This window comes from Mycobacterium sp. PTI7 (assembly GCF_056679845.1).
Window position 1 is genome coordinate 5,812,057 of record NZ_CM155252.1, and the last position, 14,295, is coordinate 5,826,351.

Below are 14,295 nucleotides of genomic sequence, written 5' to 3' on the forward strand. Positions count from 1 at the left end.
CGTCGGTAAGAAATAGGGTCGGAAGGCAAATGAGAATGCGTATTGCAACCAAGGCTTTGATTGCATCGGGTGGAGTGGCCGCTGCACTGCTGGGCACCGCCGGAATGGCTTCCGCGGCTCCCGACACCGAGGCGATCGTCAACACCACGTGCTCGTACCCGCAGATCATCGCGGCCGTCAATGCACAGGATCCCGCGGTCGGTCAGCAGATCACCAGCAACCCGATGGCCGTCGGCTACCTGCAGAACTTCGTCGCGTCGGGTCCCGATCAGCGTCGTAACTACATCCGCCAGGCCCAGGGCGTGCCGCAGATCGTGCAGTACACCAGCCTGATCAACAACGTTGCGGGTACCTGCAACAACTTCTGAGCATCGCTTCGCCAGTGAGACCGGTCGTCTTCGACCGGTCTCATTGTCGTCTCGAGGTCAGTCGACGCGCTGCAACAGGGCGTCGAGGCTCGCGTTGCACCCCTCGAGCGTGGTGACCATGGCGTCGACGATCGGTTGGCGCGCCTCCGGGTCGGCCGGCAGGTCGGCGAACATGCCGCGCAAGATGTTGAGCCTGGCCGATTCGAGCCACGCCGTCAGGTCGGGGTCCGAGAGCCACCGGGCCTGGCCGGCGTAGTCGGACCGCGCGACGCGCAGCCAGTCCAGCGGGACGTCGGGGTGCGGGACGGGCGCGCACAGTCGGTTGCGCTCCGCGTCGGTGCCGTAGGCCTGCTCGACGTGCGCGATGAACGCCGAGCTGAAGACCTGCTGGCAGCCGCGCACGCTCTGCAGCACGATGCGGCCGTCGTCGAAGACCGGCACCGGCGGCGCCTTCGTGAGCCCCGACGCCGTGCAGTCGACGTACAGCGTCCCCGGCTCGGCCGGCAGCTCGCCGGCCTCGAGCACCAGCCGGTCGGGTTCGATCCGGTCGACGTGGCCGAGGCGCACCACGTCCTCGATGCGGCGCAACTGTTCCAGTTCGCCCAGCGACACGATCGCGCAGTGGTACATCGTCGGGGTCACGGTCGGGTCGATCCGCAGCAGCGACCCGTCGGCCTCCAGCCGGGTGAACAGGTCGTCGAGTGACGTCGCCTCGAACGCGGCCTTCATGCGCAGGCCGAGGGCGCCGCGGGTCTGATCCATGAACCGCGGCCCGGGCTGTACGTGGGCGCGGTTCATCAGCCAGGAGTCCCGCGGCATGATCCAGCGGATCCGGTCGGGTGGAATGCCGTTGCGCAGCAGCCAGATACAGGCGTCCATCCCGGTCTTGCCCGCGCCGACGATCGTGAAGCGGTCCCGGCCCGGTGCGTTCTTCGGCAGATCGTTGGGGGTGACGACGTCGACGCCCGCCGCCGAGGGGAACGGTGGCGGCCGCATCGACGGCACCGTGGTCAGCAGGTAGCTCGCGTCGACGACGCGCCGGCGGACGGTCACGGTCTGCTCGGCGCCGTCGAGGGTGCGCACCCGGTTCTCGCCGAGGTAGCGCGTCATGGGCAGGTAGGTAAGCCGACCGGTGGGCAGCATCTGGTGGCGCATGACCTGTTCGAAGTACGCGCAGATCTCGCTGCCGGTCGCCAGTTCGTAGAACCCCTCGTTCCACCCGCCGGTGTCGACCACGTCGTCGCCGAACGGCCGGGAGTTCACGCCGTAGTAGGCCGAGGGCTGGTGCAGGCGCACGAACGGGTAGCTGACGAGCCAGTGCCCGCCCGGTTGGTGGCCGGCGTCGACGAGGACGACGGACGCGGAGGTCTCGGTGAGCAGGGTGTCGACGAAGGCCATGCCCATGGCGCCCGCGCCGACGACCAGGTAGTCGGTCTCGATGGTGGTCATCGCCCTCGGACGCTACGCGGCGGAGCGGTCGGGCGCGGCAGAATTGCTTTGCTGGCTGGTCAGGCGTTGATCACGGTTTCGCCGAACTCCGCGATCGTGTCGGGCGGCGCGAAGTCTGCGAACCAGACGTAGATGCGTTGCGCACCTTGCGCTTCGAGTGTCCGGTAGTGGTCGGCGAGCGCGCTGGCGTCACCGCACACCAGGCCGGGCCCGAAGTGGCCGAAGCGGCGCTGGGCCTTCTCGACGGTCGCGGCCGGGTCGTCGCCGCGGCGCACGAACCCCGTCATCTGCTGCACCGACGCCTTCGCGGCGCCGATCCGCGGCACGAACTCGGCCAGCCGGTCGACGTAGGTGGCGGGCAGGTTCCACCAGTCGGCGTGTTCGCGGACCAGGGCCAGCATGCGCGGGCCGACGCCGCCGAGCACGATCGGGATCGGGGCGCTCGGCGTCGGGTGCTGCGCGGCCTCGTCGTCGGCGTGCCAGTACCGCTTGAGTGCGACGAGGGTGCGGCCGAGGGCGTCGACGCGTTCCCGCGGCGACGCGGTGCTCAGACCGAACTTGGCGAGTTCGTCGGGCATCGAGCCGGCGCCCAGGCCCAATTCGAACCGCCCGCCGGACGCCTCGGCGAGCGTGACCGCCTGCTTGGCCAGCGTCGCGGGGTGGCGGAACGCATCGCACAGGACTAGGTGGCCGAGCGTGACGCGGTCGGTCTTGGCGGCGAGCCAGGTCGCGGCGGTCATGGCCTCCCAGATCGGGCTGGCCGGCGCCATCGGCGTCTCGAGGTGGTCGAGCAGCGCGACGCCGTCGAAGCCGGCTGCCTCGGCGGCGCGGGCGCGCGCGACGAGGTCGTCGATGCCCTGTCTGCTCTGCGGGACGTAGAGGAACCACTCGACCATTCGCGCTCCTCGGGTTTCGACGTGGCGGGACGCGCGGGCTGCCTATACTCGCGCCAGTCGATGGTAACGGCGTTCTCTTCATCGGAGAGTCGGTTTCCGCGTCGAGAGGGGCGTGCGTGTGACGGGTCGGTGCGAGGGCAAGGTGGCGCTGGTCACCGGGAGCAGCCGCGGGCTGGGCAAGGCGATCGCGCAACAGCTGGCCCGCGAGGGCGCGACGGTGGCGCTCACCGCCCGCACGATGGAACCCGATCCCCGCTACGAGGGATCGCTGGGCGAGACGCGCGACGAGATCCTGGCGTCCGGCGGCCGGGCGATCGCGGTCCAGGCCGACCTGTCGCACGGCGAGGAGCGGGAGAAGCTCTTCGCCGCGGTCGTGGACGAAGTCGGTGCGCCGGACATCCTGGTGAACAACGCGGCGGTCACGTTCCTGCGGCCGCTCGACGGGTTCCCCGAGAAGCGTGTCCGGCTGATGCTCGAGATGCACCTGCTGGGGCCCCTGCAGTTCAGCCAGCTGGCCATCCCGGCGATGCGCTCACGGGGACGCGGATGGATCCTCAACCTGACGTCGGTGGGCGGGGATCTGCCCGTGGGGCCGCCGTTCTCGGAGTTCGACACCTCTGCGGGCTTCGGCGTCTACGGCACCGCGAAGGCGGCGCTCAACCGGCTGACGCTGAGCCTCGCCGCCGAGCTGTACGACGACGGCATCGCGGTCAACGCGGCCGCGCCGTCCAATCCGGTCGCGACGCCCGGTGCGGGGACGCTCGACCTGGCGAAGACCGACACCGAGGACGTTTCGCTGATCACCGAGACGGCGCTCCAGCTGTGCAGTGGTGACCCGAAGACGTTGACGGGCCGCATCGCTCACACGCAATCGTTCCTGCGGGAGACCGGGTGGCTGCGGTAGACCTCGGCGCACTCTCGAGGCGCCTGGATGTCAGCGGTCTGGCGCCGCTGGCCGGTGGCGCGTCGAGCCTGACGTATCGCGGTGTCCTCGGCGACCGGGCGGTCGTCGTCAAGGTGGCGCCGCCGGGCATGGCGCCGGTCGGGCACCGCGACGTGCTGCGGCAGGCGCGGATCGTTCGAGCCCTGGCCGAGACGGACGTGCCGGTGCCGGAGGTGCTGGCCGAGGACGACGGTGACCCGCCGGCCTTCGCGATGTCGCTGGTCGACGGCGAGACGTTCGAGCCGCTGTTCGATCCCTCGGTGTCCGAAGGGGATGTGGCGCAACGGTTCCTGTCGGCCGCACGGGTGCTGTCGGCACTGCACTCCGTGTCGGTGGACGGGCTGGGGCTGGCGGGCGAACCGGTGGTCGACGCGGCCGCGGAGGTCGAGCGGTGGAGCGCGTCGCTGCGCACCGTCGACCCCGCACTGGTGCCGGGATGGGAGGCGGTGCGGTCGGCGCTGCTGTCCCGGGTGCCGCCGCCGGTGGGGCGGTCGGTGGTGCACGGCGATTTCCGGCTGGGCAACCTGGTGGCCGTGGACGGCGAAGTCACCGCGGTGATCGACTGGGAGATCTGGTCGGTGGGGGATCCGCGGGTCGACCTCGGGTGGTTCCTGATCAACGCCGACCCATGTACGTACTCCCGCCCGTCATCATTCGTTGACGCCGTACCGCCTCGTCATGCCCTGCTCGCGGCCTATGGCGATGCGCCCGACGTGGAGTGGTTCATGGCGCTGGCGTGCTTCAAGTCGACGGCCACGTGGTCGCTGATCGTCAAGCACAACCGCCGCAGGCCAACGCCCAGTGCCGAATTGGAGGACATGGCCGCGGTGCTGCCCCGGCTGCTCGAGCAGGCCACCCAACTGCTTTCATAGCTCGATTCGAGGAGTATTTCCGGCGGTGAGCGCCGGAAATGCTCCACGAAACGGCGCGGTTAGCGCGGGATCCCCGCCAACCGGTCCGCGAACTTCGCCTCGGCCGCCTCGCGCAGCCGCAGCAGGTGCTCGGACGGGAACATGTCGGGTGCGGGCAGGACGTCCTTGAGCAGCAGCCGGGCCAGCGTGACCTTGTGCACCTCGGTGGGCCCGTCGGCCAGACCCAGGACGAACGACTCGGTGAGGTACTGCACGAACGGCATCTCGTGCGACGTCCCCAGCGAGCCGTGGATCTGCAGCGCGCGCGCCGACACGTCATGCAGCACCTTCTGCATCATCGCCTTGACGGCCGAGATGTCGGCGCGGACGGCCTTGTAGTCGTTGAACTTGTCGATCTTCCAGGCGGTTTGGAGGGTCAGCAGTCGGAACGCCTCGATCTCCATCCACGAGTCGGCGATCATCTCCTGCACCATCTGCTTGTTCGCGAGCACCTCGCCCTGCGTGTGTCGCGACACCGCGCGCTCGGCGATCATGTCGTAGATGCGGCGGACCAGTCCGACGGTGCGCATCGCGTGGTGGATGCGGCCGCCGCCGAGTCGGGTCTGCGCGACGACGAACGCCCCGCCGCGCGGCCCGAGCATGTGGTCGCTCGGCACGCGGACGTTCTCGTAGCGGACGTAGCCCTCGCGGCCGCCGGCACCGAGCGGCTGGTAGCCGAGCCCGACGTCGCGCAGCAGATTGATGCCCGGCGTGTCGCCCGGTAGCACGAACATCGAATACCGTTCGTACGGCGGGGCATCCGGGTCGGTCATCGCCATCACGATGATCACCGACGCCATCGACGCGAACGACGAGTACCACTTCTCGCCGTTGATGATCCAGTCGTCGCCGTCCTGCACGGCGGTCGTGGTGAACACCTTCGGGTCCGCGCCACCCTGCGGCTCGGTCATCGAGAAGCAGGACACGATCCGGTTGTCGAGCAGCGGCTCGAGGTAGCGCTCCTTCAGCTCCGGCGTGCCGTAGTGCGCGAGGATCTCGCTGTTGCCCGAATCCGGTGCCTGCGAGCCGAACACGATCGGCGCGCATTCGGACCGGCCGAGGATCTCGTTGAGCAGCGCGAGCTTCATCTGGCCGTACCCCGGCCCGCCGAGGTGCGGGCCCAGGTGGGTGGCCCACAGGCCGCGGTCCTTGACGATCTGCTGCAGCGGCGGGATCAGCGCCTGCCGCACCGGGTCGTTGAGGTCGTGGGATTCGGTGACGATCATGTCGACGGGTTCGCACTCCTCGCGCACGAACTGGTCGACCCACGCGAGTTGCTCGGCCCACTCGGGGTCGGTGGAGAAGTCCCACGCCATGTGAGGTCCTTTCAGTGGAGGCTGGTCACGACCACCTGGCGCGGCGCGCGGCGGCGTCGTCGGTGGCGTGGGTGAGCACCTGGTTGCGGTTCTCGAGTTCGACGGCGGCGTCGAGGTGCGCGGCGTCGGTGTTGACCTGCAGTGCCCGCTTGGTGAGTTCGACGCCCAGCGGGGCCAGGCCGGCGATCCGGGTGGCGAGGTCGAGCGCGTGGTCGTGCAGGGCGTCCGGCGCGACCACCTGGCTGACCAGGCCGCGGCGGTCGGCCTCATCGGCGGTCACGGTGCGGCCGGTGAGCATCCAGTCGGCGGCCACGCTGGTGCCGACGATGCGCGGCAGGTGGTAACTCATCCCCATCTCCGCGCCGGACAGGCCGAGCAGGATGGCGGCGTTGCCGAACTTCGCAGCGTCGGAACAGATCCGGACGTCCGACGCCAGACACAGCGCCATCCCGGCGCCCACGCACGCGCCGTTGACGGCGGCGATCACCGGCTGGGGGACGTCGCGGACGGCGCGGGGGAGGGCGGCCATCGCCTCCTGGAATCGCATCCGGTCGATGGCGGGCGCGGTGGCCTCGAGCATGCCGGGGCCGAAGTCGCGGACGTCGATGCCCGAGCAGAAGCCGCGGCCGGCGCCGGTCAGCACGATCGCACGCACCGAGCGGTCGGCACCGAGTGCGCGGAACGTCTCGATCAGCTCGTCGCGCATCAGCTGGTTGATCGCATTGAGCCGGTCGGGACGGTTCAGGCGCAGCACCGCGACGCCGTCGACGGGGGTGTCGAGGTCGAGGGTCTCGATGTCGCGCTCCCGTCCGTGGCTGCGGTTCCGGCCGTCGGCGAGAACCGATGATCCGTTTAAGAGAATCATGTTCTCACGGCGTCGGGGCGGTGGCCGCGGGTTTCGGCAAGCCGTTCACGCGGGCATAGGGTGAGCATTGCCCGAGCGCGCGGTCACACCGTCTTGCCGCCGGCCCGAGACGCACTCCCTGGAGGACCCCGTGGACCAGTTGACCCTTGGCGTCATCGCCGCCACCCGCAAGGAGAACGAGCGCCGCCTCCCCATCCACCCGGAACACCTCGACCGCATCGATCCGGACGTCGCGAGCCGCATCTACCTCGAGCGCGGCTACGGCAAGGACTTCGGCGTCTCCGACGAGCAACTCGAGCGGCACGTCGCCGGCGTCCGCTCGCGAGCCGAGCTGATCGCCGACTGCGACGTCATCCTGCTCGCCAAGCCGGAGGCCGCCGACCTCGCCGAGCTGCGCGACGGCCAGATCCTCTGGGGCTGGCCGCACTGCGTGCAGGACCGGGACATCACGCAGGAGGCGATCGACCGAAAGCTGACGCTCGTCGCGTTCGAGGCGATGAACCTGTGGAACCGGGACGGCGGCTTCAAGCTGCACGTGTTCCACAAGAACAACGAGATGGCCGGGTACTGCTCCGTCCTGCACGCGCTCGAACTGATCGGGTCGACGGGCACCTACGGCAGGCGGTTGCGGGCGGCCGTCATCGGGTTCGGTGCGACGTCGCGCGGCGCGGTCACCGGCCTGCATGCGATCGGCGTCCAGGACGTCGACGTCCTGACCAACCGCAATGTCGCCGAGGTCGCCTCGCCGATCCACTCGGCGAGCATCCTGCAGTTCGAGAGCGACGACGACGGCGCCAGCGTCGTGCAGACCGATGACGGCAAGCAGCCGCTCACCGACTTCCTCGCCGAGCACGACATCGTCGTCAACTGCGTCCTGCAGGACCCCAACTCGCCGCTGATCTTCCTCGACGAGGACGACCTCGGCGCGTTCCGTCCGGGCAGCCTCATCGTCGACGTGTCGTGCGACGAGGGCATGGGCTTCAGCTGGGCCACGCCGACGTCGTTCAACTCGCCGAGCTTCGTGGTGGGCGACAACATCACCTACTACGCCGTCGACCACAGCCCGTCGTACCTGTGGAACGCCGCGACGTGGGAGATCAGCGAGGCCCTCATCCCGTATCTGGAGACGGTCCTCGGCGGCGCGGAGGCGTGGGACGGCGACTCGACGATCTCCCGCGCACTCGAGATCCGGGACGGCGTCATCCAAAACCGGGACATCCTGGAGTTCCAGAATCGCGCCGAGGAGTACCCGCACCCGTCGCGCTGACGCCGCCCGAATTGACACCGGCTGCCGAATTTTCGTCACGGTCGGCGCAGGTGCGGTAGCTTCAAGCGACACACCGACTGGCCGCAGCCGAGGAGTACACCGGTGGATGCGACACCCTTCGGGCATTACCAGCTGCAGAAGCTGCTGGGGCGCGGTGGAATGGGCGAGGTCTATCAGGCCCACGACACCAAGACCGACCGCGTCGTGGCGCTCAAGGTCCTGCCCCCGCACCTCGCCGCCGACGAGACGTTCCAGCAGCGCTTCCGGCACGAGTCGCACGCCGCCGCGGGGGTCAACGACCCGCACGTCGTCCCCATCCACGGCTACGGCGAGATCGACGGCCGACTTTACCTGGACATGCGGCTCATCGAGGGCCGAACCCTGGGCGCGATCCTCGCCGAGGACAAGCACCCGCTCGACCCGGAGACGGCGGTGTCGGTCGTCGAGCAGGTCGCCGGTGCGCTGGACGCCGCGCACGCCGCCGGTCTGATCCACCGCGACGTCAAGCCGTCGAACATCCTGCTGACCGAGCGGAAGTTCGCCTACCTGATCGACTTCGGGCTCGCGCGCACCGCGGGCGAGGCAGGCATGACGACCGCGGGCAACACGCTCGGGACGCTCGGCTACATGGCGCCCGAGCGGTTCGAGGGCGGGCCGATCGACGGCCGTGCCGACACCTACGCGCTCACGTGCGTTCTCTACGAGCTGCTGACCGGCGTCCGGCCGTATCAGGCGGACAGCCTCGAGCAGCAGATCGCCGGCCACATGATGTCGCCACCGCCGCGGCCGTCCGCGACCGACGCAAGGCTCCGCGCGTTCGACGACGTCATCGACAAGGGTATGGCGAAGAAGCCGGCCAAGCGCTTCCAGACGGCGGCCGAACTCGGCACCGCGGCCCGCCGCGCACTTGAGGCGCCGGTGCCGCGCTCCCGGTCCGGGCGCACCAGCGGCAAGCACTCGGTGCCGGTTCCGGCGGGTCGGCCCACGCCGTGGCGGGCGCTGACCGTGTCCGGCGCGGCCGTCGTCCTCGCCTGTGGGCTCGCGTTCGGGGCCTGGCACGTCTGGGGCGCATCGGATCGCGAGACCGAGCCGGCGAGCGTCGCCGAGTCGACCGTGCCCGCCGCGGCGCCCGACGGGACCGTGCCGCAGATCGCCGCGACGGTCCCCTCGGACGTCCGGTCGACTGGCCGCCTCGTCATCGGAGTGCATACGCCCTACGCGCCCAACGAGTTCGAGGATTCCTCGGGCAAGGTCGTCGGCTTCGACGTCGACCTCATGAACGCCGTCACGCGGGTGCTGGGCCTGACGCCGGACTTCCGCGAGACCGCGTTCGAGAGCATCATGCCGTCGATCGGCGGCGGCAGCTTCAACGCCGGGGCGTCGTCGATCACCGTCACGCCCGAACGCAGCAAGACCGTCGACTTCGTCAGCTACTTCCAGGCGGGCACGCAGTGGGCCAAGCGGGCCGGCGGCTTCGTCGACCCGGACGCCGCGTGCGGGCTGCGGGTGGGGGTGCAGTTCGCGACCATCCAGGAGACCACCGAGCTGCCCGCGAAGAGCGCCACGTGCACTGCGGCGGGCCTGCCGGCCATCGACACCGTGGTCTACACGCGGCAGGACGACCTGACGGCGGCGCTGGTCGCCGGCGACGTCGAGGCGATGTCCGCCGACTCGCCCGTCACCGGCTTCACCGTGAAACTGTCTGCCGGAGCACTGGAGACGGCCGGGGAGATCTTCGACGTCGCGCCGTACGGCTGGCCGGTCGCGAAGGGATCGGCACTGGCCGAGTCGCTGCGGCAGGCGCTGGAACACCTGATCGCCACCGGCGAGTACCGCACCATCGCCACCATGTGGGGTGTCGAGAAGGGCATGATCGACAAGCCGACCGTGAACGGTGCGGCAAGATGACCGGGTGACCAACCCGACCATCACGCCCGTGCCCGGCACCCCGAACCTGCTCCTCGGTTCCTACGACGTCGGCACCGTCGGCTACCGCGCGGAGGAGTTCTTCGTCTCCGGCACCGCGACGAGCTACCTCGAACCACCCACCACGTCCGACTACACGACCCGCGTCGTCGCGCTCGTCCCCGAGGACGGCTTCAGCGGCACGGTCGTCGTCGAGTGGCTGAACGTCAGCGGCGGGATCGACGCCCCGGCAGTGTGGTTCATGGCGCACCGCGAGATCGTCCGCGCCCGGCACGCCTACGTCGCCGTCTCGGCGCAGCGGGTGGGCGTCGAGGGCGGCGCCAGCATGGGCATGGACATGTCGCTCAAGACGCTGGACGCGCAACGGTATTCGACGCTGGACCATCCCGGCGACGAGTTCGCCTACGACGTCTTCTCGCAGGCCGGCCGGCTGGTCGGCGACCTCCTCGGTGGGCTGTCGCCGCGGTCGGTGATCGCGGTGGGCGAGTCGCAGTCGGCGCTGTTCCTGACCACGTACGTCAACGTCGTCGATCCGCTCGCCGAGGTGTACGACGGGTTCCTGGTGCACTCCCGCTTCGGTCCGGCCGCGCCGCTGGACGGGTCGTCGATCTTCGCCGACGCCGGCGGCGCCGACCCGGCGATCGTGCCGTTCGCCGACGACCTGCGGGTGCCGGTGCTGACGGTCATCACCGAGACCGACCTCGTCGGCGGCGCGCGGGCCGGGTATCACGCGGCGCGGCAACCGGATTCAGAGTGCCTGCGCACCTGGGAGATCCCCGGTACCGCACACGCCGACAACTACACGATCAACGTCGGGTTCATCGACTCCGGCTCCGCGCCGCTGGCCGACCTGGTCGCGGGCTACGCGCCGACGCGGAGCCTCATGGGCCAGGAGCTGCCGTACGCGATCAACTTCGCGCCACAGCACCACTACGTCCTGCAGGCGGCGCTGGCCGGCCTGGTCGGGTGGGTCCGCGACGGCGCGACGCCACCCATCGCCCCGCCGATCGAGCTGACCGACGGCGCGACGCTGGTGCTCGACGACAACGGCCTGGCCGCCGGCGGCGTGCGGACCCCGTGGGTGGACGTGCCGGTCGCGCGCACGTCGGGGCTGGCCGACGGTGGGAGCCTGATGGCGATGCTGTTCGGCTCCGGCGAGGTGTTCTCGGCCGATGCGTTGGAGCGGCTCTACCCCGGCGGCGTGGAGCAGTACCTCGGCCGGTTCACCGACGCCCTCGACTCGGCGATCGCGGCGGGGTTCCTGCTGGCCGCCGACCGCGACGAGATCCTCGACCTCGCCGCCGCGACCTACCCCGCCCGCTAGTGCCCCGCCCTTCTCGCGATTTGTGCACTCGCAGCCGCGGTGAGCGCGGCTCAGCGTGCACAAATCGCGCGGTTCGGGCCGTCGCGGGCGCGCCACTGAGCGTGGCGTGGCTGGCGATCCTCGTCGTCACGACCCGTCGACAGCAGGCGGCCGGGCGCCGCGGCTCCGAGCAGATCCAGCGCGACCACTCGACCAACCTGAAGAAGCTGAGCACCGAGCCGTCGCGGGTCCTGGTGACGAGCGCGTTCTATCTTGACGGCCGCAGCTGGTGGCCGTACGTCCCGGTGTTCGCAGGCGTCGTCGCACCGGCCGAGCGGCGGTTGGGCTGGTGGCGTTGGCTTCTCGTCGGCGCGGCGGCGCACGTCTTGGCGACCTACGTCGGTCAGGGGCACCTGCTCGCCCGGATCCGACGGGGGAGCGCGCCGCGGCGGCTGGCCAACGCCCGCGACGTCGGTGTGAGCTATGTGCTGCTGGGCCTGGCCGGTGCGCTGTCCGGCTACGTGCCCCGGTCCTGGCGGGCGCGCTCGCAGATCGCGGTCGGTGGGGCGCTGGCCGTCAACGCCGCCGTCCGGCCGACCGCCACCGAGGTGGGCCACCTCTCGGCGTTCGCGATCGGGCTGGCGGTGAGCCCGTGGGTCCCCGACCGCGACGCCCACCCCTACCCGTCACCTTTTTCCCGCGAGCAGACACAAACGTGACCGCCTAGCCCACGAATACGGCACTTTTACTGGAGCCACGAAGTGGACTGCTCGCGGGGGTCACCTAGGACTTCAGGTCGGCGCACCGGCCTCTGTCGGCGTCCGACTGCGTCCCTGCAGCAGTCGGCCCCAGCGCTCGCGCGCGACGTCGTGGGCGGTGGTGGTCCCGTCGTGGCCGCAGGCGACGTCGAGCAGGGCACCGGAGATCGTCGTCAGGCGCAGACCCGTGTCCCGGGCGGTGCAGACCAGCTCCATGAACGCGGCGGCCGAGTCGTACCCGAGAACGCCCATCAGCACGCCCTCGGCGCGGTCCAGGATGCGTCGTCCGCGGACCGCGTCGTCCTCTGTCCTACTCACCTGAGTCCACTGCTCCAGCACGGTTCGTCTCCTGGTCGTCGTGTCGTTGGCGTCGACGTACCCGGATGTGCGTGATTCACGCCATCGGTGTCGCCGTCGGTGCCTCCACCCTTGATACCCGCGGGAACTGCGGATGGAGGCTGACGGCGCCGAACCACAGACGAGTCACAGAGAGCCCACGAGTCACGCGACTATTCGGCGGCCTGCTGTTCCTCGACCCGACGGCGGATCGCCGCGCCGCCATCCTCCTGCTCGAGTGCGGAGTACATCGCGTCGACCTTCGACTCCGGCATCAGCGGCGGCAGCAGCGGCGTGTTCGGATCCGTCATGGCCTCGATGACGAACGGGCGGTCCGCGGCGAACGCCTGCTTCCACGCGTCGGCGGCTTGATCGGACGAGGTGATCCGAATCGAACCGAGCCCCAGCATCTCCGCGTACTGCGCGTACGGGAATGCCGGCACGTCCTGTGAGGCGTCGAACCGCGGATTGTTCTCCATTTCCCGCTGCTCCCAGGACACTTCGGCGAGGTCGCCGTTGTGCAGCACCAGCACGACGAAGCGCGGGTCGGCCCAGTTCCGCCAGCGGTCGGCGAGCGTGACGAGTTCGGGCAGGCCGGCCATCTGCATCGCGCCGTCGCCGACGAGAGCGACGACTGGTCGGTCGGGCGCGTCGAGCTTGGCGGCGATGCCATAGGGCAGCGCGCAGCCCATCGACGCCAGGTAGCTCGAGACGTGGGCTGGGACGTCGGGCGGCAGCCGGAGGTGGCGGGCGTACCAGTAGACCGACGATCCGACGTCGACGGCGACGCGGGCGTTGTCCGGAAGGTGTTGCGACAGTTCGCGTACGACGAACTCGGGGTTGGCGTTGACGGACTCGGCGGTGCACCGCCCGTCGGCGATCTGGTGCCACTGCGTCGTCCAGGCGTGAACCTGCTGCTCCCACCCGCGGTCGGTCTTGCGGTCGAGCAGCGGGAGGAGATCCGCGAGCGACCGGCGGGCGTCGCCGCTGATCGCTGCCTCGATGGGGTACTTCGCGCCGAGTACCTTCTGGTCGACGTCGATCTGCACGGCGCGCGCCTGGTCGGGGGCGGGGTAGAACTCCGTCCACGGATCATTCGAGCCGACGATCAACAGCGTGTCGCACTCCGCCATGAGGTGGGCGCTGGCCGTCGTGCCGAGGTGACCCATCACGCCGGTGTGCCAGGGCAGCGTCTCGTCGAGCACCGGCTTGCCGAGCAGCGAGACGGTCACGCCCGCGCCCAAAGCGTCCACCAGCGCGGCGATTTCGTCGGCGCAGCCCGCGGCGCCGCGGCCCACCAACAGTGCCACCCTGCTGCCCGCGTTCAGGACGTCGGCGGCCGCGCGGATCTGGGACTCCGGCGCGGTCAGCAGTTGGCGAGCGGCGATGGGCGATGACGGGACGATGCCGTGGCTGTGCTGCGTCTCCTCGGGCATCTCGGCCTGCTGCACGTCGTGCGGGATCACCAGGCACGTCGGCGTCTGCGTGGCGATGGCGGTGCGCATGGCGTTGTCGAGCGCGGTCAGCGCCTGCTCGGGGGCGAAGACGGTCTGGACGTACTGCGCGCAGACGTCCTTGAACAGCGTGTGCAGGTCGACCTCCTGCAGGTAGCCGCTGCCGAGCGCGGTGCTCACCACCTGGCCGACGATCGCCACCACCGGCCGGCGATCGAGCTTGGCGTCGTAGAGCCCGGCGAGCAGGTGGATCGCGCCGGGTCCCTGGGTGGCCATGCAGACGCCCACCTCGCCGGTGTACTTGGCGTGCCCGCAGGCGGAGAAGGCGGCGTGTTCCTCGTGCCGGGTGGAGACGTACTCCGGGCCGTCGGCGCGTTGCATGGCGCCGAGCAGCGTGTTGATGCCGTCGCCGGCGTAACCGAACACGCGCGTGGCGCCCCAGTCCCGTAGGCGTTCGACGATGGCGTCGGCGACGAGCTGAGGTGAGGACTCCGTCATGGAGC

At 70.2% G+C, this 14,295-nt stretch carries 13 protein-coding genes; 7 read left to right on the forward strand and 6 right to left on the reverse strand.

What is annotated here, in order from left to right; genetic code table 11:
- The first annotated feature begins 74 nt into the window (after window positions 1-74).
- Window positions 75-368, forward strand: a complete 294-nt coding sequence (locus AC1MEY_RS28030) for a hemophore-related protein (protein ID WP_480228584.1) — start codon at window positions 75-77, stop codon at window positions 366-368.
- Between the two features lie 57 nt (window positions 369-425).
- On the opposite strand, the gene AC1MEY_RS28035 is transcribed toward AC1MEY_RS28030, so the two are convergent.
- Complete coding sequence (locus AC1MEY_RS28035) at window positions 426-1,817, reverse strand: NAD(P)/FAD-dependent oxidoreductase (RefSeq protein WP_480228585.1); 1,392 nt, start codon at window positions 1,815-1,817, stop codon at window positions 426-428.
- Window positions 1,818-1,876: 59 nt separating this feature from the next.
- Window positions 1,877-2,713, reverse strand: a complete 837-nt coding sequence (locus AC1MEY_RS28040) for an LLM class flavin-dependent oxidoreductase (protein WP_480228586.1) — start codon at window positions 2,711-2,713, stop codon at window positions 1,877-1,879.
- Between the two features lie 118 nt (window positions 2,714-2,831).
- On the opposite strand from AC1MEY_RS28040, the gene AC1MEY_RS28045 reads away from it, so the two are divergent.
- Complete coding sequence (locus AC1MEY_RS28045) at window positions 2,832-3,617, forward strand: SDR family NAD(P)-dependent oxidoreductase (protein ID WP_480228587.1); 786 nt, start codon at window positions 2,832-2,834, stop codon at window positions 3,615-3,617.
- A complete protein-coding gene (locus AC1MEY_RS28050) occupies window positions 3,605-4,528 on the forward strand; it encodes a phosphotransferase family protein (RefSeq protein WP_480228588.1) in 924 nt (307 codons plus the stop codon). The genes AC1MEY_RS28045 and AC1MEY_RS28050 overlap by 13 nt, the downstream gene beginning before the upstream one ends.
- A 59-nt stretch (window positions 4,529-4,587) precedes the next feature.
- On the opposite strand, the gene AC1MEY_RS28055 is transcribed toward AC1MEY_RS28050, so the two are convergent.
- Window positions 4,588-5,883, reverse strand: a complete 1,296-nt coding sequence (locus AC1MEY_RS28055; protein WP_480228589.1) for an acyl-CoA dehydrogenase family protein — start codon at window positions 5,881-5,883, stop codon at window positions 4,588-4,590.
- A 25-nt stretch (window positions 5,884-5,908) separates the two neighbouring features.
- Window positions 5,909-6,748, reverse strand: coding sequence for an enoyl-CoA hydratase/isomerase family protein (locus tag AC1MEY_RS28060; RefSeq protein ID WP_480228590.1), 840 nt, complete (start codon window positions 6,746-6,748; stop codon window positions 5,909-5,911).
- Window positions 6,749-6,878: 130 nt separating this feature from the next.
- Between AC1MEY_RS28060 and AC1MEY_RS28065 the strand changes: the two genes are divergently transcribed.
- From AC1MEY_RS28065 to AC1MEY_RS28080, 4 genes are all read left to right on the forward strand, one after another.
- A complete protein-coding gene (locus tag AC1MEY_RS28065; RefSeq protein ID WP_480228591.1) occupies window positions 6,879-8,015 on the forward strand; it encodes a N(5)-(carboxyethyl)ornithine synthase in 1,137 nt (378 codons plus the stop codon).
- A 102-nt stretch (window positions 8,016-8,117) separates the two neighbouring features.
- Window positions 8,118-9,923: a serine/threonine protein kinase StpK7 gene (stpK7, locus tag AC1MEY_RS28070; RefSeq protein WP_480228592.1), complete on the forward strand. Its 1,806-nt coding sequence runs from the start codon at window positions 8,118-8,120 to the stop codon at window positions 9,921-9,923.
- A 4-nt stretch (window positions 9,924-9,927) separates the two neighbouring features.
- Window positions 9,928-11,265, forward strand: coding sequence for an alpha/beta hydrolase domain-containing protein (locus AC1MEY_RS28075; protein WP_480228593.1), 1,338 nt, complete (start codon window positions 9,928-9,930; stop codon window positions 11,263-11,265).
- A 101-nt stretch (window positions 11,266-11,366) separates the two neighbouring features.
- Window positions 11,367-11,963 (forward strand): rhomboid-like protein, encoded by a 597-nt coding sequence (locus AC1MEY_RS28080; protein WP_480228594.1) that lies wholly within the window; start codon window positions 11,367-11,369, stop codon window positions 11,961-11,963.
- A gap of 72 nt (window positions 11,964-12,035) precedes the next feature.
- Here AC1MEY_RS28080 and AC1MEY_RS28085 read toward each other — a convergent pair whose 3' ends face one another.
- Window positions 12,036-12,320: an ANTAR domain-containing protein gene (locus AC1MEY_RS28085; RefSeq protein WP_480228595.1), complete on the reverse strand. Its 285-nt coding sequence runs from the start codon at window positions 12,318-12,320 to the stop codon at window positions 12,036-12,038.
- Between the two features lie 191 nt (window positions 12,321-12,511).
- On the reverse strand, window positions 12,512-14,290 hold the full coding sequence (locus AC1MEY_RS28090) for a thiamine pyrophosphate-requiring protein (RefSeq protein ID WP_480228596.1): 1,779 nt from the start codon (window positions 14,288-14,290) through the stop codon (window positions 12,512-12,514).
- Window positions 14,291-14,295 lie beyond the last annotated feature (5 nt).